The sequence below is a fragment of the Duganella sp. 3397 genome (genome assembly GCF_031456625.1).
Lineage (GTDB): Bacteria > Pseudomonadota > Gammaproteobacteria > Burkholderiales > Burkholderiaceae_D > Rugamonas > Rugamonas phyllosphaerae.
The window spans coordinates 266190-287802 of record NZ_JAVDVB010000002.1 but is presented as its reverse complement, the minus strand read 5'-3'; the positions used below and the strand labels follow the sequence as shown (position 1 = coordinate 287802).

Genomic DNA, 21613 nt, shown 5'->3' with positions numbered 1-21613 from the left:
CCATGACCATGACACGTGAAACGTACGAAGCGGCGCTGGTAAGCGACCCGTTCAATCTCGATACCCGCCTGGCTTACGCCCGCCTGCTGCTGGACGCGCACGATGCGCCAGCCGCCCTGACCCAGTTTGAACTGGCAGCGCGCCAGCAGGTCGACGCCGCCAGCCTGACCGGCAAGGCGCTGGCCCTGCTGGCACTGGAACGTAACACCGAGGCGCTGGCGGCCTACACGGCCGCGCGACAGCAACCGGACTTCGCGCCGCACGACGCACTGGAACAGTTGCAGCAAAAGGCGCGGCCGGCGACCGGCCCGGCGCTGTCGGTAGTGGGCGGCGGCAAGGTCGTCCCGCTCAAGCCGGAGGCGCCCGACCAGGTACGTTTTGCCGACGTGGGCGGCATGGACGACCTCAAGAAGACACTGCGCCTGCACATCATCGAACCGTTCCTGCGCCCCGGCCTGTTCGCCAGGTTCAAGAAAAGCGGTGGCGGCGGCATTTTGCTGTACGGGCCGCCCGGCTGCGGCAAAACCATGATCGCGCGCGCCATCGCCAACGAGTGCAATGCGTCGTTCGTCTCGGTGGGCATCAGCGAAGTGCTCAGCATGTGGCGCGGCGAAAGCGAACGCGCGCTGGCGCAGTTGTTCGAGAAGGCGCGTGCGCAAAAGCCTTGTGTGCTCTTCTTCGACGAGCTCGACGCCCTGGCCTTCTCGCGCAGCAAGGCGCACAGCGAAAACAGCCGCACCATCGTCAACGAATTCCTGTCGCAACTGGACGGCTTCGAGCGCGACAACCGCGACGTGCTGTTCCTGGCAGCCACCAATATGCCGTGGGACGTGGACCAGGCCATGAAGCGCACCGGCCGTTTCGCGCGCCAGCTATTCGTGCCACCGCCGGACGCCGAGGCGCGCAAGCACATCATCGAACTCAAGCTGCGCGACATCCCGGTACAGGACATCGACGTGGACGCGCTGGTAACCGCCACGCCGCACTACTCGGGCGCCGACATCGACGGCCTGATCGACCTGGCCAAGGAAAGCACGCTGCACGACATCCTGTCGGGCGCGCCAGAACGGCCGATCGGCCCCAGGGACATGGAGTACGCCCTGGAACAGATGCAGCCGTCCACCATCGAGTGGCTGAAAACGGCGCGCAACCTGGTACGCTACGCCGGCAGCGACGACAGCTACCGCGACGTCGAGAAATACCTGAAGAAGACCAAGTTCGCCTGAGCCCCAGCCCGAACCGCAGCTGGCCAGGTTATCGCACCCGGCCGCGGCGGAACAGGTTGACGATGGCCAGCAGGATCAACGCGCCAACGAACGAAACCCCGAGCGACGCCAGGCTGAAATCGTCGGAATTGATGGTGCCCGTGCCCAGCATGGGCGCCAGCAGCCAGCCACTGAGCAGCGCGCCGACTATGCCGACCACCACGTTGAGCAGCAAGCCTTGCTGGGCGTCGGTTTTCATGACCAGGCTGGCCAGCCAGCCCAGGATGCCGCCTATGACTATCCACAGTATCAGATTCATCTTTTCCCCCTTGTAGTTGAGTGTGCCTTTAGTGTGCCTGCCAACCGAGAAGCCGGCAGGTCGATTGATTATCGAGAGCTTGCACAAGCAAGGCTATCGGCACTCGTCGCATACTGGTGTGGGAAAATTCCTAACTTGCGCCCGGCGCCCTGCCAACTGTATGCTGGCGAACAGCGTTAGCCCCGCGCTTGCGGCACCATCGCTTCATACATTCCAGGAGTATCCATCATGACCAGCCAAGCACACCCTCCCGCCCGTCCCCTGCAATTACCGGCCCTGGCCGGCTCGGTGGTGTTCACCTTCCTGTTCGCCGCCATCGGCGCCTTTGCCACCTCGCAGGCGGGCACCTTTTACGCGCAGCTGGACCGGCCCGAGTGGGCGCCGCCGGCCTGGCTGTTCGGGCCGGCCTGGACCGTGCTGTATGCGCTGATGGCGGTGGCCGCATGGCGCGTGTACCGGACTGCTCCCATCCGCAGCGTGCGGCCGGAGCTGACCTTGTACGTGGTGCAGCTGGTGCTCAATGCGCTGTGGAGCTGGCTGTTCTTCGCCTGGCACAACGGTCCGCTGGCGTTTGCCGAGATCATCGTGCTGTGGCTGGCGATTGCCGCCACCATCGTCGCCTTCGGCCGGCGCGACCGCCTGGCGGGACTGTTGCTGCTGCCTTATATAGCCTGGGTGACCTTCGCGGGTGCGCTGTGCTACAGCATCTGGCAGCGCAACCCGGGCGTGCTGGGTTGATACACGCCACGCCGGGTGGCGTCAGGGCCGCGCTGCCAGCGGTTCGTCCTGCCCTTCTTGCGGGTGCTTGCTGAGGTACACCACGGTCTGGGTCGGGAACGCCAGCTCGATGCCGGCCTCTTCCAGCTGCTGATATATATCGAGCAGCAGCTCCTCGCGGATAATCACCTGGGTGTCGAATTCCTTCACGTTGATGTAGGAAAACACTTCGATGTTGAACGAGCGGTCGCTGATATTGCCCAGCCGGGCCCGGCCGCCTTCGGCCATGTTCACATTGCCGGCAATGATCTGCTGGACGATCGAGATCGCTTCGCGCAACTTGGCCGACGGCGTGCTGTAGGCAATCGCAATGACCGGATTGAACAGGAAGCGGTCGCGGTCAGCGTAATTTTCGATCTGGCGCGCCGACAGGTCGCCGTTGGGCACCGTCACCACGGTGCGCTCGCCGGTACGGATGCGGGTGGAGCGGATACCCACGTCTTCCACCGTGCCCACCACGTCGCCCACCTTGACGAAGTCGCCCACCTGCAGCGGCCGGTCGGCGATCAGGGTGACGCTGCCAACCAGGTTTTCCACGGTCTTCTGGGCGCCCAGGGCCAATGCGATACCGCCGATACCGAGTGCAGCGATACCGGTGGTAACGTCGATGCCGAAGGTGTCGAGAATGGCGATGACGGAAAACGCCAGCAGCAGGAATTTCACGGCGCGGCGCACCAGGATGATCACGGAGACGACCTGGCGGCGCTGGTGACGCTGCATGCGGGTAATGGCGAGGTCGGCGATACCGTCGACCAGCCGCAAGCTGAACCACACCACCGCGATGGCGGTGACGATGCCGGTATAGCGCAGCAAGGTCTGGCGCGCCACGATCGACACCGGCAGCTGGTCGGCCCAGTTATAGAACACGAACACGCCAACTAACAGGCTGAACGGCGGCAAAGCCGCCTCGAAGAAGCGGAACGGGCTGCTGGCGGCCGGGTCGGACAGCAGGCGGCGCGTGCCGACCACCAGCACGACCGAGAGCAGCCACAAGCCGCCGAAGATCGCCACGCCCAGGCCCAGCAACGTGGCCCAGTCTTTGAGCGGCGCGCCGCCGACCAGCACTTCGTGCTCCGCCGGCGCGGCCGGCACCGGCGCGCGCCGGGCGGCGGCCGAAATCTGGCTTAGCGTCTCTTTCGAGATGCGCCAGATCTTGGGCTCGCCTTCAGCGCTGCGCGTCATCACGATCGGGATTTTCTTGTCCTGCAAGGTGACTTCGCCGATGTCTTCCTTGTCCGGATCGAGCTCGTCATCGAGCTTGCCGGCCTCCTGGTTCGAGAGCGCAGCAAACGGCTTGAGCGAGCCGCTGTCGTCGAGCAAGGCGTGGAAGGTGCGGGCCTGGGTGGCGACGGCCAGCTGCTGGCGGTTGCTGGTGGGATCGGGCACATCGAAGTACTGCGCGGCACGGTCGTAGTCGAGCTCGGCAAGGGCGCCGATCAGGCCCGCAACGGCCGAGCGCGGCGTCTCGCGGCCCAGGTTATCGGTAGGGGTTTCCGGCGCTGGCGCGGGGGCCTTGGGCGCGGCAGCCATGGCGGCGGGCAGGTTCACCGCCAGCATCAGGCAGAGCAGAATATGGTGTAAGAATCGCTTGGGCAAATGGACCTCGTTTGCAAAAATGGGGCGCAAAAAAGTGCAAAAAAGTACGAATAAGCACGCGCATGGCCCCAAAGTCTAGCATTCGGGCCGCCCCACCTACGCACTGTTGACGAAAATCCATGCGGAGTTCAGTTCTTCCGACTAACCCCTGCTCGCTTCCAGCAGCCGCGCCAACTCGCCATGCACCAGGTCCAGCGTGCCCTCGCGGTCGATCCACCAGTCGGTGGACCAGATGCGCAGGATTTCCCACCCCAGTCCGCGCAGCACCTGCTCGCGCAGCAGGTCGCGGTCGCGGGCCGTGGCCGAGCGGTGATAGGTAGCGCCGTCACATTCCACGCCGCACAGGTACACGCCGGGCGTGTCGGGATGAACGATGGCCAGGTCCACCCGGAACGACGACGCCCCGACCTGGGTGTGCACCTGCCAGCCCCGCGCAGCCAGCGCGGCGGCTACTGCCTCCTCGAACGGGCTGTCGAAGCCGCCCTGGCTGCCACGGGTGGCCTCGGCCAGCGCGCGTGGGCCGCGTTCGGCAAACTCGAGGAAGTGCTTGAGGTCGCGCACCCCGGCCGCCTGGGTGCGCGACAGGTCGAACTGTTCGCCCTTCAGGCTGGAGAACACGCGCAACTCCTGGCGGGCGCGCGTGATCGCCACGTTCAGGCGGCGCTCGCCGCCATCGCGGTTCATCGGGCCGAAGTTCATCGACACGCCGCCGCCCTGGTCGGGACCGTACGTGACCGAAAAATAGATGATGTCGCGCTCGTCGCCCTGGACCGATTCGAGGTTCTTGACGAACAGGGGTTCCAGTTCCGATTCGATGAAATATGGCTCCAGCGCCGGGTCGCGGCGCCGCTCTTCGTCGAGCAAGTCTTCGATCAGGTGCATCTGCTCGGTGTTGAAGGTGACCACGCCGATGGTCAGTGTCGATGCGCGGAAGCCGGGCGCCGTGAGCTTGGCGACGATGTCCGCCACCAGCGCTTTCGCTTCGAGCACGTTGGTGCGCGCCCCGCCCTTGTCGTACACGCCGGCCACGTGGTGGAAACTCACGGCCCGGTCTTCGGCCACCGGCGACGGGAACGTCACCAGGCCGCCGCCGTAGTACCGGTGGTTGGAAAAGGCAATCAGCGACTCGTTGCGGCTGCGGTAGTGCCAGGCCAGGTGCATGGTGGGCAGGTTGGCGCCCATGCATTCGTCGAGGATGCTCTCCAGGTCCACTTCCACATCTTCATCGTCCTCCGAGGCATCGGCCCGGTCGAAGAACGAGGTTGGCGGCAGTTGCTTCGGATCGCCCACCATCACCACCTGCTTGCCGCGCGCCATGGCGCCGATGGCGTCCCACACGGGAATTTGCGACGCTTCGTCGAAGACCACCAGGTCGAAGGCGTCGGTATCGGCCGCCAGGTACTGCGCGATCGACAAGGGGCTCATCAACAGGCACGGCGCCAGCTTGGCCAGCGCGGTCGGGATGCTGTGCATCAGTTCGCGCAGCGGCATGTGCTGCTTTTTCTTGCCGATCTCGTGGCGCAGCACGCCCCATTCGGAATTGCGGGTGACCTCGTCGGCGCGCGGCATGCCAGCGCACAGTTGGGCCCGCACCCAGGCGCGGGTCAGGTCGGTGAACTGGCGGTCGAGCGCGCGGAAGTCGCCGATGCGTTTTTCGTGCTCGGCCGAGACGAAGGTGCGGATCACGTCGTCGTTGTCCACCGCGCGGTTGAGCCACCAGCGGCTGTAATTGATCTCGAAAGCATGCAGCGCCCGCTGTGGCGCCACGGCGCCGATCTCGATCGCTCCCACCAGCGGCCCCAGCGCCTGTGACTGCGCTTCGGCGCGTACCTTGCGCCAGGCGCACCAGGACTTCAGGCGTGGTTCGGCAGCCAGGACGCGGGCGCAGCGGTCGGTCAGCTCGTCGATTGCCAGTTCGTCGAACTGCATCGCCACGCCCACGCTGAACATGGCGGTCCTGGCCAGGTGTTCCAGCGCGGTGTGCAGCGCGCCGCTGGCGGCCAGGTAGCGCTTGCCGGCGGTGACCACGGCGCCGCCCGGCGCCAGCTGGGTATTGCCGTCGCCCACCAGCATGTCGAACGCCTGGCGCAGCACGGCGCCGTCTGCCTCGCTCTCGGCCAGGCTGGCGATGGCGCTCGTCACCGCCGCCTCGAACGCCAGCACGCGCGCCACTGCCGCCTCGCTGTTCTCGAGCTCGGTCCAGGCCGCGTCGATGGCGGCCCGCAGTTCGCGTATGCGCACCAGCAAGCCGAGGTCCCTGGCCGCGTCCGGTTCGGCGTCGGCACTGCCGGGCAGCATGCAGTCGGCCAGCAGCTTGCCGAGCTGGCGCTTGCGGTTCCACGATAACGGCCAGATGCTCGCTTCGGCGTCGCGCCACGCGCGCTGCAATCGCTGCACGTCGAGCTGTTCGACCGGTTCGCCGTAGCGCACCGACAGGGCGCTCTCGGCTGCCTTGAGTTCGCCCAGCAGCTGCAAGCCCCGTTCCAGCTCGGCCACGATATCGGCCGCCCACGGTTTGCCCAGCGCGTTCATCAACGTCACCGGTTCGGACAGCAGTGCCTGCGCCTTGCTGCTGCGGGCGCTGGCCGCCTGGGTCCAGCCGCTGCCTGCCTGCGCTGCGGACGTGCGTGCTGGCGCTGATGCTGGTACTGGCGGTTGCGCGACCGCTGCAAGTGCTGGCGCCGGCGCCGGCGCCGTTGCCAGTGTATGCGCTTGCCCAGGCACGTGCGCAACCGCCGCCAGCGCATGCCACAGCCGTCCGAGCGCAGCGCGTCCTTCCGGCAAAAATACGAAACTCCACTGGTGGCCGTAGGCGTCAGGCAGCACCCGCACCAGGTCGGCAATCGCTACCCGGGCCTGGCGGCCGGTCGGCAAGCCGGCCAGGCCGGTGGCGTTTTGCACCGCCAGCAGCGCCTGTTGCAGGTCGTCGGCCGCCGCCACCGTGGCGCGCACGGCGCCGGTCAGCACCTGCTGCCACGATGGCGTCCATTCGGTCTGGCCGATCGCCATCAACGGTCCGCCCTGCAAGTGCTGCTGGCCGACCGCAGCGGCGTTCATCGCCAGGCGCTCGGTCAGTTCGCGCAGGGCGTCGAGCAGGAGCCGGTCGTGCACGTCGGCGTCGCTCCAGGTCAGCTCCACACGGGGCACGCCATCGGCGTCGCCATCGACCACGTGGCCGATGGCCTGGAAGATGCTCAAGCCGTTACGGTGGCGCTGGTGCAGGCGTTGGACATATTGATTCAATTCGTCCCGCAGGCGCTTGAGCTTGAGCGACTGCGCGCGCCACACCTCGGGATCGGCATCGCCCTGCGCATCCCAGGCCCGGTGCAGCTGGTTGATCACGTCGAGCTTGCGCGCCTTGCTCGAGTGCAGTTCCAGGCAAAACTCGCCCAGCCCCACCTCGCGCAGGCGGCGGTACACCACGTCGAGCGCGGCGATCTTTTCGGATACGAACAGCACCCGCTTGCCTTCGGCCAGGCACTGGGCGATCAGGTTGGCGATGGTCTGGCTCTTGCCGGTGCCCGGGGGGCCGATCAGCACGAAATCCTTGCCCTTGGCCCCGGCCATCACGGCCGACAGTTGCGACGAGTCGGCCGGCAGCGGGCAGAAGGTCTGGTCGGGCGCGTAGTCGGCATCGAGCCGTTGCGGCGACGGGAACGCCGAGGTGGACAAATATGGTTCGCGCGGCGTGTCGATCAGGTGGCGCACCACCGGGCTTGCGCGCAACTGGTCGGTGCGCTGGGCCAGGTCCACCCACATCAGGTACTTGGCAAACGAAAACGGCGCCAGCACCACTTCGTCCGTCACCTCCCAGCCCTTGATGTCGCGCACCGCGTGCGAGACGGTGCGCCAGATCTGCGCCACGTCGAGCCCGGCGCCATCGCGCGGCAGCACGCCATCGGTCACGCCCAGGTTGAGCTGAAAATCCTGCCGCAACATCTCGACCAGCGTGGGGTTGAAGCGCGGCTCGTCCTCGTGCAGGCTCAGCGTAAAGCCGGACCGCGCGCTTTTGCGCTGCAGCGACACCGGCACCAGGATCAGCGGCGCCTTATACACCTGCCCGGCCTTGTCGTCGCGGGTCCAGTTGAGAAAGCCCAGCGCCAGGAACAGGGTGTTGGCGCCGCCTTCCTGCAAGGTGGTGCGGGCGCTGCGGTACAGGTCCACCAGCCGCGCCTCGAGCTCCTGCGCATCGACGCTGACGAACACTTCGCGCCGCGCCAGCGCATCGAGCGCATGTTCGCGCCGCACATCCTCGCGTGAGCGCTGTTCGTGCAAGGCCTGGTTGCGCGGGTCGCTGCCTTCCATCAGCTCGGGCCGCGGCACCAGCCGGATCGGCGCGCCTGCCGCCAGCGCGTCTTCCAGCGCGGCCGGTTCGGGCGCGTCGAGCCGCAAGGTCTTCTTGCCGCTCCTGAAGTTGAGCAGGTTGTTACGCAGCGACAGGTCGAGCAGCTTGCGCTGCCAGCGCGCCAGCCGGTCTTTCGGGTCGAGCGCAGCGGCGTCCTGCAGCGGCTGGTCGGGCAAGTCGGGCACAGCGTCGTCGAAGGTGGCGGCAGTGGCCGGCGTGGCAGCGTCACCGGCTGCGTCACCGTTATGGCTGTCCAGGCTGGCCAGCGGCTTGATGCGCTGCATGCGCGCGCGGCGGATATCGACCAGCAGTTCGAACTGGTCCTGCACCGCCTCGGCCAGCTGGCCGGCGGCCACCTCGGTGGCGTGAGTGAACGACAGCGCCGGCCGCGCCGTGGCCAGCGTGGTCTCGAACAGCACCAGCTCCTGCAGACGCAGGCGCTTGCGGATGGCCGTTACATCATCGACCACCACCGTCGAAAACTCTTCCTGGCGCAGCCACACGCCGGCCACCGCATGGCCCTTGGTAAATACGATGACCGGATTCAGGCCGGCCTGTTCCAGCACCGAACAAAACAGCAAGGCCAGGTCGAGGCAGGTGGCGATGCGGCCATCGATCAACTGCGCGGCGCTGCGCACTTTCTGACCGCGCTGCTCGAAACTGGCCGGCGGCAAGGCGTAATCGATGCCGAGCCGCGCCACGGCAGTCCACAGCGCGGACGTCAATTCCCAGGCGCGGCGCGCGCCCCCTTCGTAGCCGTCCAGCGCAGCAGGCTTGCCGGCCTCGCGCAGCACTTCGGCGGCCTGCTTGAGCAGGCGGTCGATGGCAGGCTCGTTCGGCTGCACGAAGGCCGCAACCAGGTCGGGCAGATGCGACAGGCCGCCCCACTGGTTGCGCGCCAGCAGTTCGACCTGGCGCTCCAGCGTTGCCAGCACCTGCTCCTGTTCCGAGCCGGCCCCGGAGACCAGGGTGAAAGTCATGATCGAAGTCTCGGCCTCGGTCAGCTTGCCCAGCAGCGCGCCGTCGAGCTGGACGTCGCAATCGACGATGCCGTAACGCGACTTGGGACCGCTGGCGTCGATCAGCCAGGTTTTGGGCTTGAGAAAAGGCGGAAACGAGACCAGGCGCAGCTGCAGACCGGTGACCTCGTGCGCGCTGTGGTTGACCAGCGCCAACTCGCGCAGCAGCGGCACCGCATTCTGAAAGTCGGCCAGGTTCAGCTTGCTGGCATGCGAGACATGAATCGCGTAGTCGAGCTCGACGCGGGCGGCCGGCGCTGCCGGAGTTTCTGCTTGTTCCACTTGATTTCCCATGCTTTTATCATAATAGTGATGCCGTGCGACAATGATTTGAAGGTCGCGTTATACTGGTGCAAATGGCCCACGCCCGGCAGTGTAGCGTGGTCCCCGGAAGAACCCTGTCACCTTTGCCAAGTCCGCAAGCGCCAGTCGCCAGGCGGCCAGTCCATGTCTATCGCCAGTCAACACAACCTTTCCGCCATCTGGTCCACCGGCCAGTCTGGCGATTTTGCTATTTTACAACTCGTCCCGGACGGGGTGTTGGCGGTTCCCGCAGGATTGTCGCTGCCCGAGTGGATTGCCACCGTGCACGCGGGGGACTGTGCACAGCCGCTGGCAGCGGTAGTCGCTGCCTTAGCTGAGCGAGCGCCGTTCGACATCGAGTTGCCGCTGCGCTGCCTCGACGGCGCCGTACGCCAGGTGCGCGTGTCCGGTATGCCGGCGGCGCCGGGAACCCACCAGGGTTTCATCACCGACCTCACCGCGCATTACCATGCGCTGGCCGCAGTGCGACACCAGGCCGACGAGTATCGCCTGCTGATCGAAAACACCACGGACCTGATCGCGCATTGCGATACCGATGGCAATTACCTGTCGATTTCGCCGTCGTACGAATCGATGATGGGATGGGACCCGGCACGCGTGGTCGGACAGCCGGTGGTCGAGTTCCTGCATCCGGACGACCGGCCGCATTCGGTGCAGGCGTTGTCGCACGTGCTCGGTGGCGGCGTGGTGCCCCACGTGGTCGAGGTGCGCAAGCGCCACCGCGACGGTCACTACATCGCGCTGGGCACAAAGGCCAGCGCCATCATCGAGCCGGCGACCGGGCTGTGCGTGGGCGCGGTCATGGTCTCGCGCGACATCACGCGCGACCAGGAGATGCTGCGCGAGTACGAAGAACGCGCCACCCGCGACGCCCTCACCGGCCTGCCCAACCGCGCCTGGCTGCTCCAGCACGTGGACCGGCTGCTGGCCGACAGCACCGCCAGCACCATCACCGCCATCCTGTTCATGGACCTGAACGGATTCAAGGAAGTCAACGACACCATGGGCCACGCGGCCGGCGACTTGCTGCTGCAACTGGTCAGCGCCCGCCTCAAGCACTGCATGCGTTCCGGCGATGCGGTGGCGCGCCTGGGCGGCGACGAATTCGTGGTGGCGGCCGCGTGCCACGACCGCGCCGAGGCCGGCGCCATCGCCCAGCGCCTGATCGACGCCCTGCAGGCGCCGTTCCAGCTGGACGACACACCGGTGCAGGTGGGCGCCGCGATCGGCATCAGCCTGGCCAGTAGCGGTGCAGCCACCACTGCCAGCCTGCTGCACGACGCCGACAGCGCCATGTATGCAGCGAAGGCGCGCGGCGATGGGTCGTTCCAGATTTTCACGCCATGATTACGGCCGTGGCAACACGCCCTGCTGCGCCAGCAACGCATCGAAACGCGCGCTGGGCTGGTGCATGAACAGGATGTAACGGAAGGTTTTGGTGTCTTCGAACAACAGCGTAAAACCGGGTCCGGCAACCTGTCAGCCGGTCAATGGTCGCTGCCGCACCTGCGCAGCACCCGCTGGCGTTACCCGGTAATAAGTGGCGATGCCGTCGGCGATCTCGTAGCGCGCATCGAATGGCGTGAGCTTGCGGGCGTGCTGCAGGCCGCGTGCGGCCAGGCGCCGGGCGGTCCACTGCCGTAACATCCGGTCCGGCGCTAAAATCCAGTTGAAATACCCGGGCTTCAACCGGTACCCCTGCATGCGCCGCAGCAGCGGCAGCAATGCCAGTCCGCCCAGAAAGAACAGTGCGAACCAGGCGTCGAGCCGGTAGCCGCGGTAGTAAATGCCGCCATTGAAAGCGAACGCCGCGCAAATCACCAACCCGAGCAAGCACGACCATAACAGCACCGGCAAAGCCCAGGCGCGGCGCATCATCCTGTCATGGTACTTCGCCTGTATCGCGTCCAGGTCAGCTGCCAGCCGCTGCCGGTCGCCCATCGTCATCAGCATCATGAAAAACGCCGAGGTGAGGCCGGCTTCCAGGTGCGCGATCGCGGCGGCATCGATGGTGCTCTGGAAGATGTCGGGCGCAGTGGCTGCGGCGGCAGGGAGTATGGGTTCGGTCACGCGCAGCCCTCGGTGGTGGAAACGCGCAATCTTACCCTATAGACAACTCGGTAACGAAATACCGCGCGGCACAAAGTTGCGCGCCTTGCTCAGCAAGATGGGCTTGCGATCGTGCCACGTTATTTCATGTTAAGCCTGAGCAGGTACACCGGCGTCACCGTCACCTGGCGCAATTGCGCCAGCTGGGCCTGGCCGCCGAAGTCCGGCCGGGCCTTGTTGTCGAGGTAGATCGGTGCATCGGCGCGCAGCGGCAGTACCGACACCGTCAGCGGCTGCGCCAGCCGCGCACCCAGGCGGCGCAGGCCGAATTGCCAGCCGTAGCCGCTGTAATACCAATCGTCGAGCATCTCCACACCGGCGTACAGGCGGCCGATGTCGCCGACGAAGTCGATAGTGAGCAAGGCGTCATCGAGGCCCTCGAGCTGGGCCGGCGGCACCGTCACCTGCCACGAGGCCGCAGCGCCAAAGGTTTCCGGACCAGGTTCCTGGGCCGCCTTGGCGTTGCCGCCGATCAGTAGCGGCGGCACGGCTTGCGCTGCCCGCAGCGGCGCGATGCTGGCGGTCAGCTGGCGCTCGGGCAGCGTGGCCGCCAAGGTCTGGAAGATACCGTCCGTGCCCCGTTGCACGCCGGCCGCTGCCGTGGAGACCTTGGCCAGCGCCGGAAACACCGCCACCCGGAAGGCGCTGCTGCCCACCGAACGCAGCTGCAACTCGCCGCCATCGACCACCAGTTGCTGTTCGCTCAGCAGCAGCCGGCGCTTGCCGGCCACGTCGGCGATGGTCAGTTGCTCGGCCTGGCTGGCAGTGAGCACCACCACGCGCACCGGACCTTTCCCCTGGCGGGCGATGGTGACAGCGGCGCTTGTACCGGCTTGCAGCTGATCGACGACCAGCCTGCCATCACGCTCGGCCACGCGGGCGCCTGGGGCCTGCAACTGCCTGGCCAGGGCCGGCTCGAACGCCAGCTCCACCGGAATGCGCTTGTGGGCGGCAAACACGTACACCACGCCGTCGGCGCCGAGGTCCAGCCGCGCCAGCGGTTGCGCGGTGGCGGACTTGAGCACTGGTCCGTCCAGGTCGAAGTTATAGGGCCAGATGAAATAATCGCCATCGGCGATGCCCACCGGCGTACTTGGGAAGGTCAGCTTGCCGCCCGGTAGCGCCACTTTGAAACGTACGTCCTCGTGCGCCGCCATCGCATACTTGCGCACGTGGTTGTTGACGAACACGAAACCGCTGTCGCCATTGCTGCGCACCGCGTAGCGCGGCGTCTCCAGGTCGGCGGCATTGGCCGGCACGGCAGCCGGCTTGCGCACCGTCATGGTGGCCAGGCGCGCGCCAAAATCGTGCAGGAACCAGTGGTAAGGGCGCAGCCGCGTGAGCACCTGGCGCTGCTGGCCGTCCGGACCCAGCGGCGCCTGGAAGTCGTAGTTAATCAAAGGTACGTCGTTGTAGCCGCCGCTGCCGGTGCTCTCCTGCAGCCAGGTGCGCCCGGCCGGATTGCGGCCGCCGTGGAACATGTAGTAGCCGAGCAGGTTCACGCCGGAGCCGAGCTGCACCGGCACCATCGACGCCACGTCGTCGGCAGCGATCACCGGCCGGCGGCGGTACATGAACGGCACGCCGGGGCCATACTCGGCGCCGAAGAACGGCGTCTTGCCGATTTCATCATCGGCCGTGCCGCGCTCGTGGGTGACCGTTTGCGCGCCGAGGTCGCCGCTGACGCGGGTGTCGAAGCGGAACGCATAGGTTTCCTTGGGCGCCAGTTCGCGCGTGCTCGTCGCCCATGGTTCGTCGACGTAACCGCCGAACACCGGGGTGACCTCGCCCGGCGGATACACGGCGCCGTCCCAGCCGGTGACCGTGTACAGCGGCGCGTCGAGGCCCGCCTTCAACGCCAGCCGCTTGAGCATGCTGATATGTTCGGCGCCCTTGCCGGGGCCGCGCAGGTTGTATTCGTTTTCCAGCTGCACGCCGACCACCGGACCGCCATCCTTGAACATCAACCCCTTCAGTTGCTGGCCGATCTGGTCATAAAAGCGCTGCACGTACTGCAAATACTGCGGATCGTTACCGCGCGTGGGCATGGCATACACCACCCAGTCCGGCATGCCGCCAAAGCGCACCTCGGCGTGGGCCCACGGACCGATGCGCACCACCGCCTCCAGCCCCACTTTTTTGCACAGTTGCAGGAAGCGGCGCAGGTCGCGGCGGTCGCTCCAGTCGAACTTGCCGGCCTGCTCCTCGTGGTGGTTCCAGATGATGTAGCTGGCCACGACCGTGATGCCGGCCGCCTTCATCTTGCGCAGCTCCAGCTCCCAGTCGCTGGCCGGCGAACGCGTGTAATGAAATTCGCCCATCACCGGGAACCACGGCTGACCGTCGCGCGTGAGGTACTGGCTGTTGGCGCCGATCCGCACGCCGGCCGGCGAGACGGCAGCGCCTTGCTTGAGATGGCCCTGCAAGGGCGCGGCCACCGGCGCCGTAGCGTCGATCTTGAGCAGGGTGTCGGCTTGCGCCAGCGTGGCAGGCAAAATCAGCGCAGCCAGGGCCGCGCGCAGGATGGTCTGGTTCATATTTTAATTGTGCAAAAGGTGGAAGGTCCCGGCCACGCCGGGGCAAGGCGACAGTATCCCTAGTCGCAGTACACCTGCGAGCGGCCGCCGTCGATCAGGATGTCGGTGGCGTTGATGAAGCGCGCTTCGTCGCTGGCCAGGAACAGCGCCGTATAGGCCACTTCTCGCGGCGTGCCGATGCGGCGCACCGGCAGCAACTGCTCCTGGCGCGCGCGTTCGGCGGCCGGATCGGGGCACGACGCCAGCCAGGCTTCCGCGCTCTCGGTCAGGATCAGGCCCGGCGAAATGGAATTGACGCGGATGCCCCGCGCGGCGTATTCGATGCCGAGCGACTTGGTCAGGCCGATCAACGCGTGCTTGGCCACCGGGTACGGAAAGCAGCCGGCAATGATCTTATGGCCGTGCACCGAGGCGATATTGACGATGTTGCCGTAGCCGCGTTCGAGCATCGCCGGCAGCACCGCGCGGATCACGTTCCAGGCGCCCTCCAGGTCCACCGCGAAGCAGCGCTGCCAGTCGTTGGCGGTCATTTCCAGCGGGTCGGCAAACACGTTCATGCCGGCGTTGTTGACCGCCGCATCGACGCGACCGAAGTGCGCCACTGCTTGCGCCACCATCGCCTCCACCTGCGCGCGGTCGGCGATATCGGCCTGTACGTACAGGCTGTTGGGGCCGCCCAATTCGGCGCGCACCGACGCCGCGTGGGCGTCGTCCTGGTGGCTGTTGAGCACCACCCGGGCGCCCTCTTCCAGCAACAGCGCGGCCACCGCGCGGCCGATGCCCATCGTCGAACCGGTGACAATGATCACCTTGTCTTTCACCCTGTCTGCCATGGTCTCCATTCCTCCTGTCTTGTCGCTATATTGTCTTACGGGCAAGGATATTCTGGCGCATAGTTCTGCTCAAATAGATGATTGTTACCGCAAGCTCCATAGCCTTCTCCGGTACATCGCGCCGATACTTGCGGTTAACCACGTCGGGGACTTGCACAGCTCCCGCTTTCACACTTTGGCGATTCATCAAATGAGCATGAGCAGCACACTTTCCGACCGTTTTGTCCGCAGCCATCTCAAGATGCGGCACCTGATCCTGCTGGTCGAACTGGGCCGCCACGCATCGATCGCCAACGCCGCCGCCGCGGCACGCCTGACGCAGCCGTCGGCCTCGCGCCTGATCAGCGACCTCGAGCACGTGCTCGGCATCCAGCTGTTCGAGCGCATGGCGCGCGGCGTGGTGCCCACCTGGGCGGGCAAGATGCTGATACGCCGCGCCGGCGTGGCGCTGGCCGAGATGGATGCGGCGCACTGCGAAATCTCCACCCTGCTTTCGGGCATCGGTGGCCGGGTGGCGATCGGCAGCGTGCTCACGCCTGCCACCAACATCCTGATGCAGGCCATCAAGCTGTTCAAGGCCAGGTCGCAAAAGGCCAGCCTGGTCGTCGATTTCAGCACCAGCAAGTCGATGGTGGAACGCCTGCTCGACGGCCAGCTCGACCTGGTGCTCGGCCGTATCCTCGATACCGCCGTGGTCCCGCTGCTCAACTTCGAGCCGATCAGCGACGAAGTCCACCACCTGATCGTGCGCGCCGGCCATCCGCTGGTGGGCCGCGACGATCTGCAACTGGCCGAACTGGTGGAGCAGTCGTGGATCGTGCCGCCCACCGGCAGCATCCTGCGCGACCGGCTCACCGCCCTGTTCCTGTCCGCAGGACTGGCGCCGCCAGCGGAAACGGTGGAAACCCTGGCAGTGCCGCTGGTGGTCGCGCTGCTCACCGATACTGACATGCTGGTGGCGCTGCCGAAGGAGTTGGTGCAGGCGCAACTTGTGGCCGGCGAACTGGTGGCGCTGCCGTTCGACCTCAAGTTGCGCATGGACGCGTATGGCATCATCACGCGGCGGGGCCACGTGCTCTCGCCGGGCGCGGAAATCCTGGCCGATGCGCTGCGCGAGGCAGCGACGGCGGAACTCGACGCATCGCGCAAGCGGCAAGCCGCATGATCAGCCATCGACATGGCGCAGCACCTGCATGGTCATCGAAATCGACCGCACCGCACCCGGCGCCAGGTCGATCAGCCCGGTATCGGCCACGCCTGCCGCCCGCAACTGGTGAGCATTGGGAACGTGGGTGACCGGCTCGATGGCGACGAACGCGCTGTCCGCTGCGGGCCGGTAGCACTGCAGGAAGCGGCACAGCGGATCGGCGGTCATCACCAGCGTGTGCTGCGGATAGGCCAGTACCGCGCGGCCGTCCCAGCCGGTGTGGCAATTGTTGACCTGCCACGGCCCCACGTCCACCGGCCCCGGCGCCACCGATTGCGGCGCCAGCCCCACCGGCAAATGGTCGGGTGTTACGCCCCAGCGGCCCGACCAGTTGGCGCCGAGCGTCGTGCCCTGCCCTGGCGCTGCCGGAAAAAAGGGATGGAAGCCCATGCCGAGCGGCATGGCGCGGGTACCGGTATTGGTCACGCGTAGCGTTTGCTTCAGGCTGGCATCGCCCAGCACGATCGTCAGCGTGGCGCCAAAATCGAATGGCCAGTCATGGTCGGCACGGTGCTGCAAGCCCAGCACGGCATAGTGGGACTCGCGCTCGATCACGCGCCAGACGCGCCGCCAGCCTACGCCATGCAGGCTGTGGACCTCGCCCGGATACGGTGCCAGCGGTGCCTCGCCTGGCAAGCGGCCGCCGGCAATGCGATTGGCGTACGGCACCAAGGGAAAGCACGCAGCCACGCCATCGGGCGCGTGCAGCAGCGCGATGCCGCGCCGCTGCCAGGCGCCGATGGCAGCGCCGTGGGCGGGATACAGGTGCGCGGTGCTGTCGCCGCAGTGGAGTTCGAGCGCGTCCAGGAGTAACCTTCGGATATGGATGGGGCCGGTGAATTATACGGTTGCCGCCCGGCGCCCAGCCATGCTGCTTTGTCATGCCTCACAGCAGGATTGGCATAGATAGCAGCCGCTGTGAGACTGCTTTCCTTTGTAAAATCGCGAACGAAGTAACTCCTACAATAAAGAGACAAGCAAAGGACCGAGCAATGATGCATGGAATAGACCAGCCGGCAGCCGGCAGCGCGACGGCAGCCAACCCGCCAGCTTCGACCACCACCTTGTGGCTGGCGGCGGCAGTGTCCGCCCTGGGCGGGCTGCTGTTCGGTTACGACTGGGTGGTGATCGGCGGCGCCAAGCCGTTTTACGAGGCGTGGTTTCAACTGGTGGCGCCTGCGCAGCAGGCATGGGCCGTCAGCTGCGCACTGGTCGGCTGCCTGGTCGGCGCCATCGGCTCGGGCTGGATCAGCGATCGCCTGGGCCGCCGGCGCGGCCTGCTGATCGCAGCGCTGATCTTTGCCGTGTCGTCGGTGGGCACCGGCTGGGCCGGGTCGTTCGACAGCTTTATCGCCTGGCGCATGATCGGCGGCGTGGCCATCGGCCTGGCTGCCGGCCTGTCACCGGTGTACATCGCCGAAATTGCCCCGGCCGCGATACGCGGGCGCATGGTGTGCCTGAACCAGATCGCCATCGTGCTCGGCATCCTCGGCGCGCAGGTCGTCAACCTCCTGATCGCCGAGCCGGTGCCGGCCGGCGCCACTGCCGCCCAGCTGGCCGCCAGCTGGAACGGCACCACCGGCTGGCGCTGGATGTTTGCCGCCGCTGCCGTGCCAGCGGTCGCGTTTTTGCTCGGCTGCCTGCTGATTCCGGAAAGTCCGCGCTGGTTGGCCGGCCGTGGCCGCCACCACGAGGCGCAGGCGGCGCTGCACAAGCTGGGCGGCGCCGACTACGCGCGCGACGCCATGCACGACATCCGCACCGCGCTGGGCGCCGCCAGCGGACGCAGCCTGCGGCAGGTACTGGCCGAGCCGCGCTTTGCGCGCGTGCTGGTGATCGGCATCGTGCTGGCGGTGCTGCAGCAATGGTGCGGCATCAACGTGATTTTCAATTATGCCCAGGAGATTTTCGCCTCGGCCGGCTACGCGGTGTCGGACATGTTGTTCAACATCGTCATCACCGGCGTGGTCAACTGCGTGTTCGCGCTGGTGGCGCTGGCCACCGTCGAGCGCTGGGGCCGGCGCCGGCTGATGCTGCTCGGCTGCGCGGGCCTGTTCGTGATCTACCTGGCGCTGGGCGCCTGCTACCTGGCCGGCTGGCAAGGCTGGCCACTGCTGTTGCTGGTCGTGACCGCAATTGCCGTGTACTCGATGACCCTGGCGCCGGTGACCTGGGTGGCGCTGTCCGAAATCTTCCCGCAGGAAGTACGCGGCGCCTGCATGGCGGTGGCCACCACCGCGCTGTGGGCGGCGTGCTTCCTGCTGACCTACACCTTCCCGCTGATCAACGCGGCAATGGGCACCGGGATGACGTTCTGGCTGTACGCGGTGATTTGCCTGGCCGGGTTTGTATTCGTGCTGCACAAGCTGCCCGAGACGCGTGGCAAGAGCCTGGAAGAAATCGAACAAGGATGGCGCTAGATCCCCAAGCCCGCAGGACCAAGGCCGGGGTTGCGGGGTTGACCTGTTACTCCGCCACCAGGCTCACATCATCGACCTTGAGCCACTGGCCGTCCTGCCCTTCGGAATACAGCCCCACCTGCACGCTGCCGTTGCTGACTGCCACCCCAGGCACGGTCACCTCGGTCCAGCCGGCGCGCGCCGGCGCGAGCGACACCGCCGCTTCCGGCCCGCCATGGCCGTAGGCGTACAGGCGCGCCACCTTCTGGCCGCCGCTGCTTTTCACCCAGGCCTTGAGCGTGTAGCGGCCATTGGGCAAGGTCACGTTCTGCACCGCGCTACCCATGGTGTGCTGGTCGTGCGCCAGCGTGAGCGCCCAGCGTCCTGAGCGGCTGTCCATTACGTTGACAGTGGGACTCGGCCCTTTCAGATTGGTCCAGCTGACCACCCAGCCGGCAACGCCGGTCTGCGCCACGCGGTCGGCCTCGAAACCGGGGTTGCGCACGTAGTTGTTGCCCTTGCCCGCCTGCCAGGCCCCACTTTTGGCGTCGAGCGAAAATTCGCTCAGCGAGTGAAACACCGGCGCCGTGCCCTCGAACGTGAGCGGCACCCAGATGTTATACCCATCGCCGTTACCGGCGTAATTGCTCCAGCGGTCGCCGGCAAACAGCACCATGCCCTGCTTGCCGCCAGTTACGGGAATGAAAAAGCCGTTTTGCGAGACGTGCGAAAAGTCGGCTGCGGTGCCCTCGATCAGGCGCTCGGGCGAGTAGGGCCCGTTGATGCTGGCGGCGGTCATGTAATAGCTGCGCGAAGCGTTCCAGCCGTGCAGCTCGGACGAGCAGAAATAATACAGGCCATTGTGCTTGAACATGGCGTTGCCTTCACGTCCACCGGCAGGCGCCTGGTGCACCAGCGTGGCCGGTTCCACCTGCAGAAAGTCGCTGGCGCGCAATGGCGCCACGTACAAATGGCGCCGTTCGCCGGAATTGCTGAAGACCAGGTAAGGCTGGCCGTCGTCGTCGACGAACACGGTCTGGTCGCCGGTGGCCGGGCCGTTGACGTTGGCGACCTGGGTTTGCAGGCTGTGGTAGGTGAAGGGGCCGGCAGGCGTGTCGCTGGTGGCGAACAGCACGCCGTTGCCGGCGCTCTTGCTGCCGTACTGGGTGATCAGCACGTATTTTTTGGTGCGCGGGTGGTAGACCACGCCAAGGCGGCCCAGCCAGGCGTCGCGCTCGAAGATCTTGCCGGGAGCCGCCACCTTGATGACCTCGCCCTCGTTGGTCCAGTTGACCAGATCAAGCGATGAATAGGCTGTGACGGCATTGAATTTCGTTGAAGCACCGTCGGCCTTCCGATCCTCGATGTAGCGCACTGCCTCCTCGTACTTGACGCCGTACCAGTAATACCTGTCGCCCACCTTGAGCACGCCGCCGCCCTGCGAGTAGATCGGTGCGCCGCTGGTATCGCGCCAGAAGTCGCCATTGCGGATGGTTCGGCTGGCTGCAGTTGCGGTGGCGGGGGTGGCGGGGGTGGCGGTCGGGCTGGCCGGGTTGGCAGGGTTGGCCGCGCTCGCCGGGTTGGCGTCGTCGGCCGAAATCGCCGTTTCGGGCGCATTGGCCGCCGCGACCGGCCCGGCGCCGGCCATGCCCGACGCGGCCAGCGCCACCAGCAAGCCGGGCAGCCAGCGCGCGCAGCTTGTGTTTCTTGTTATCGAACACCGCATCAGTCTCTCCTCGTTGTTATGCCGGAAATTCTAGCGGACGAGGAGCACCCGGGCTATGCCGGTTCGGGCGGCAGGCATATCAAAACTGCCGCCGCGAGCATTTAGTCATCGCGGTGATTGAAACAGCTCCTTGTACAGCGAAGGCTGGCAGCGCAGGTACTGGTTGGCCGCCTTCACCTGTGCGCCCAGCGCGGCCGCCGCGTGCCACGGCCAGCGCGGGTCGTACAGCACGGTGCGCGCCAGCGCCACCAGGTCGGCGTCGCCATTGCCGATGATGGCTTCGGCATGCAGCGGATCGGTGATCAGGCCCACCGCCACCACCGGTATCTTGACCACGCTTTTGACGGCGCGCGCCAGCGGCACCTGGTAGCCGGGACCGACCGGGATTTGCTGGTCCGGGTGCGAGCCGCCGCTGGAGACGTGGATCGCATCCGCTCCGTGCGCCTCGAACATCGTGGAGATGGCTTGCGCCTCTTCGATGGTAAAGCCGCCCGGCACCCAGTCGGTGCCGGAAATGCGCACGCTGATGGCGCGGTCGTGCGGGAATGCTGCCCGCACCGCGTCGAACACTTCGAGCGGGAAGCGCGCGCGGTTGTCCAGCGAGCCACCGTATTCGTCGGTGCGCCGGTTGGAGACCGGCGACATGAACTGGTGCAGCAGGTAGCCATGCGCGGCGTGGATCTGGATCACGTCGATGCCCAGGTCGGCGGCGCGCCGTGCGGCGGCAGCAAAGCCGTCGCGGATGCGGCGCAAGCCTTCCTTGTCGAGCGCCGCGGGCGGCACATAGTCGTCGCGGAAGGCTACCGCCGACGGTCCGACGGTGGGCCAGCCGTTAGGCTGGCCCGGGGCGATCTGGGCGCCGCCGTCCCACGGTTTCTGGGTGGACGCCTTGCGGCCGGCGTGGTTCAGTTGCACCGCAACCGGCATGTCGGACCAGCGCCGGATCGAGTCGATCACCCGGCCCATGGCAGCCTGGGTGGCGTCGTCGTACAGGCCCACGTCGCCGTAGCTGATGCGCGCTTCGGGCAGCACGGCGGTCGCTTCGATGGTGAGCAGCGCCGCGCCCGACTGCGCCAGTTGCCCGAGGTGCATCTGGTGCCAGTCGTTCATGCAGCCATCGACCGCCGAGTACTGGCACATCGGCGCGATGACGATGCGGTTGTCGAGCGTGAGGTTGCGGACCTTGAGCGGCGTGAATAATCGGGATTGCGGCATGG

Annotated in this window: 14 protein-coding genes; 5 read left to right on the top strand and 9 right to left on the bottom strand. The window is 66.5% G+C overall.

What is annotated here, in order from left to right; all coding sequences use genetic code 11:
• The first annotated feature begins 2 nt into the window (after positions 1 to 2).
• On the top strand, positions 3 to 1226 hold the full coding sequence (locus J2X54_RS05920; RefSeq protein ID WP_310179019.1) for an AAA family ATPase: 1224 nt from the start codon (positions 3 to 5) through the stop codon (positions 1224 to 1226).
• Between the two features lie 28 nt (positions 1227 to 1254).
• Here J2X54_RS05920 and J2X54_RS05915 read toward each other — a convergent pair whose 3' ends face one another.
• Positions 1255 to 1524, bottom strand: a complete 270-nt coding sequence (locus tag J2X54_RS05915; RefSeq protein WP_070251096.1) for a GlsB/YeaQ/YmgE family stress response membrane protein — start codon at positions 1522 to 1524, stop codon at positions 1255 to 1257.
• Between the two features lie 228 nt (positions 1525 to 1752).
• Here J2X54_RS05915 and J2X54_RS05910 point away from each other — a divergent pair, with 228 nt between their 5' ends.
• Positions 1753 to 2262, top strand: coding sequence for a TspO/MBR family protein (locus tag J2X54_RS05910; RefSeq protein ID WP_310179016.1), 510 nt, complete (start codon positions 1753 to 1755; stop codon positions 2260 to 2262).
• Between the two features lie 21 nt (positions 2263 to 2283).
• Here J2X54_RS05910 and J2X54_RS05905 read toward each other — a convergent pair whose 3' ends face one another.
• On the bottom strand, positions 2284 to 3897 hold the full coding sequence (locus J2X54_RS05905) for a mechanosensitive ion channel family protein (RefSeq protein ID WP_310179014.1): 1614 nt from the start codon (positions 3895 to 3897) through the stop codon (positions 2284 to 2286).
• A gap of 141 nt (positions 3898 to 4038) precedes the next feature.
• Positions 4039 to 9555, bottom strand: coding sequence for a DUF4011 domain-containing protein (locus J2X54_RS05900; RefSeq protein ID WP_404990884.1), 5517 nt, complete (start codon positions 9553 to 9555; stop codon positions 4039 to 4041).
• 246 nt (positions 9556 to 9801) lie between these two features.
• Between J2X54_RS05900 and J2X54_RS05895 the strand changes: the two genes are divergently transcribed.
• Positions 9802 to 10932, top strand: coding sequence for a diguanylate cyclase domain-containing protein (locus tag J2X54_RS05895; protein WP_310179009.1), 1131 nt, complete (start codon positions 9802 to 9804; stop codon positions 10930 to 10932).
• Between the two features lie 132 nt (positions 10933 to 11064).
• Here J2X54_RS05895 and J2X54_RS05890 read toward each other — a convergent pair whose 3' ends face one another.
• From J2X54_RS05890 to J2X54_RS05880, 3 genes are all read right to left on the bottom strand, one after another.
• Positions 11065 to 11655: a hypothetical protein gene (locus J2X54_RS05890; protein WP_310179007.1), complete on the bottom strand. Its 591-nt coding sequence runs from the start codon at positions 11653 to 11655 to the stop codon at positions 11065 to 11067.
• Between the two features lie 119 nt (positions 11656 to 11774).
• Entirely contained in the window at positions 11775 to 14231 is a 2457-nt protein-coding gene (locus tag J2X54_RS05885; RefSeq protein ID WP_310179005.1) for a beta-galactosidase, read from the bottom strand.
• A 59-nt stretch (positions 14232 to 14290) separates the two neighbouring features.
• Positions 14291 to 15064, bottom strand: coding sequence for an SDR family oxidoreductase (locus J2X54_RS05880; protein WP_310179003.1), 774 nt, complete (start codon positions 15062 to 15064; stop codon positions 14291 to 14293).
• 196 nt (positions 15065 to 15260) lie between these two features.
• Between J2X54_RS05880 and J2X54_RS05875 the strand changes: the two genes are divergently transcribed.
• The gene (locus J2X54_RS05875; RefSeq protein WP_310179001.1) at positions 15261 to 16229 is read left to right on the top strand and encodes a LysR family transcriptional regulator; all 969 of its coding nucleotides are present in this window, start codon (positions 15261 to 15263) and stop codon (positions 16227 to 16229) included.
• Here J2X54_RS05875 and J2X54_RS05870 read toward each other — a convergent pair whose 3' ends face one another.
• Complete coding sequence (locus J2X54_RS05870) at positions 16230 to 16979, bottom strand: hypothetical protein (RefSeq protein ID WP_310179831.1); 750 nt, start codon at positions 16977 to 16979, stop codon at positions 16230 to 16232.
• A 284-nt stretch (positions 16980 to 17263) separates the two neighbouring features.
• Here J2X54_RS05870 and J2X54_RS05865 point away from each other — a divergent pair, with 284 nt between their 5' ends.
• Positions 17264 to 18691, top strand: coding sequence for a sugar porter family MFS transporter (locus J2X54_RS05865; RefSeq protein WP_310178998.1), 1428 nt, complete (start codon positions 17264 to 17266; stop codon positions 18689 to 18691).
• A 46-nt stretch (positions 18692 to 18737) separates the two neighbouring features.
• Here J2X54_RS05865 and J2X54_RS05860 read toward each other — a convergent pair whose 3' ends face one another.
• Both J2X54_RS05860 and J2X54_RS05855 read right to left on the bottom strand, forming a co-directional pair.
• Positions 18738 to 20396, bottom strand: a complete 1659-nt coding sequence (locus J2X54_RS05860) for a family 43 glycosylhydrolase (RefSeq protein WP_310178996.1) — start codon at positions 20394 to 20396, stop codon at positions 18738 to 18740.
• A gap of 105 nt (positions 20397 to 20501) precedes the next feature.
• The gene (locus J2X54_RS05855) at positions 20502 to 21611 is read right to left on the bottom strand and encodes an NADH:flavin oxidoreductase/NADH oxidase (RefSeq protein ID WP_310178994.1); all 1110 of its coding nucleotides are present in this window, start codon (positions 21609 to 21611) and stop codon (positions 20502 to 20504) included.
• Positions 21612 to 21613: the final 2 nt, after the last annotated feature.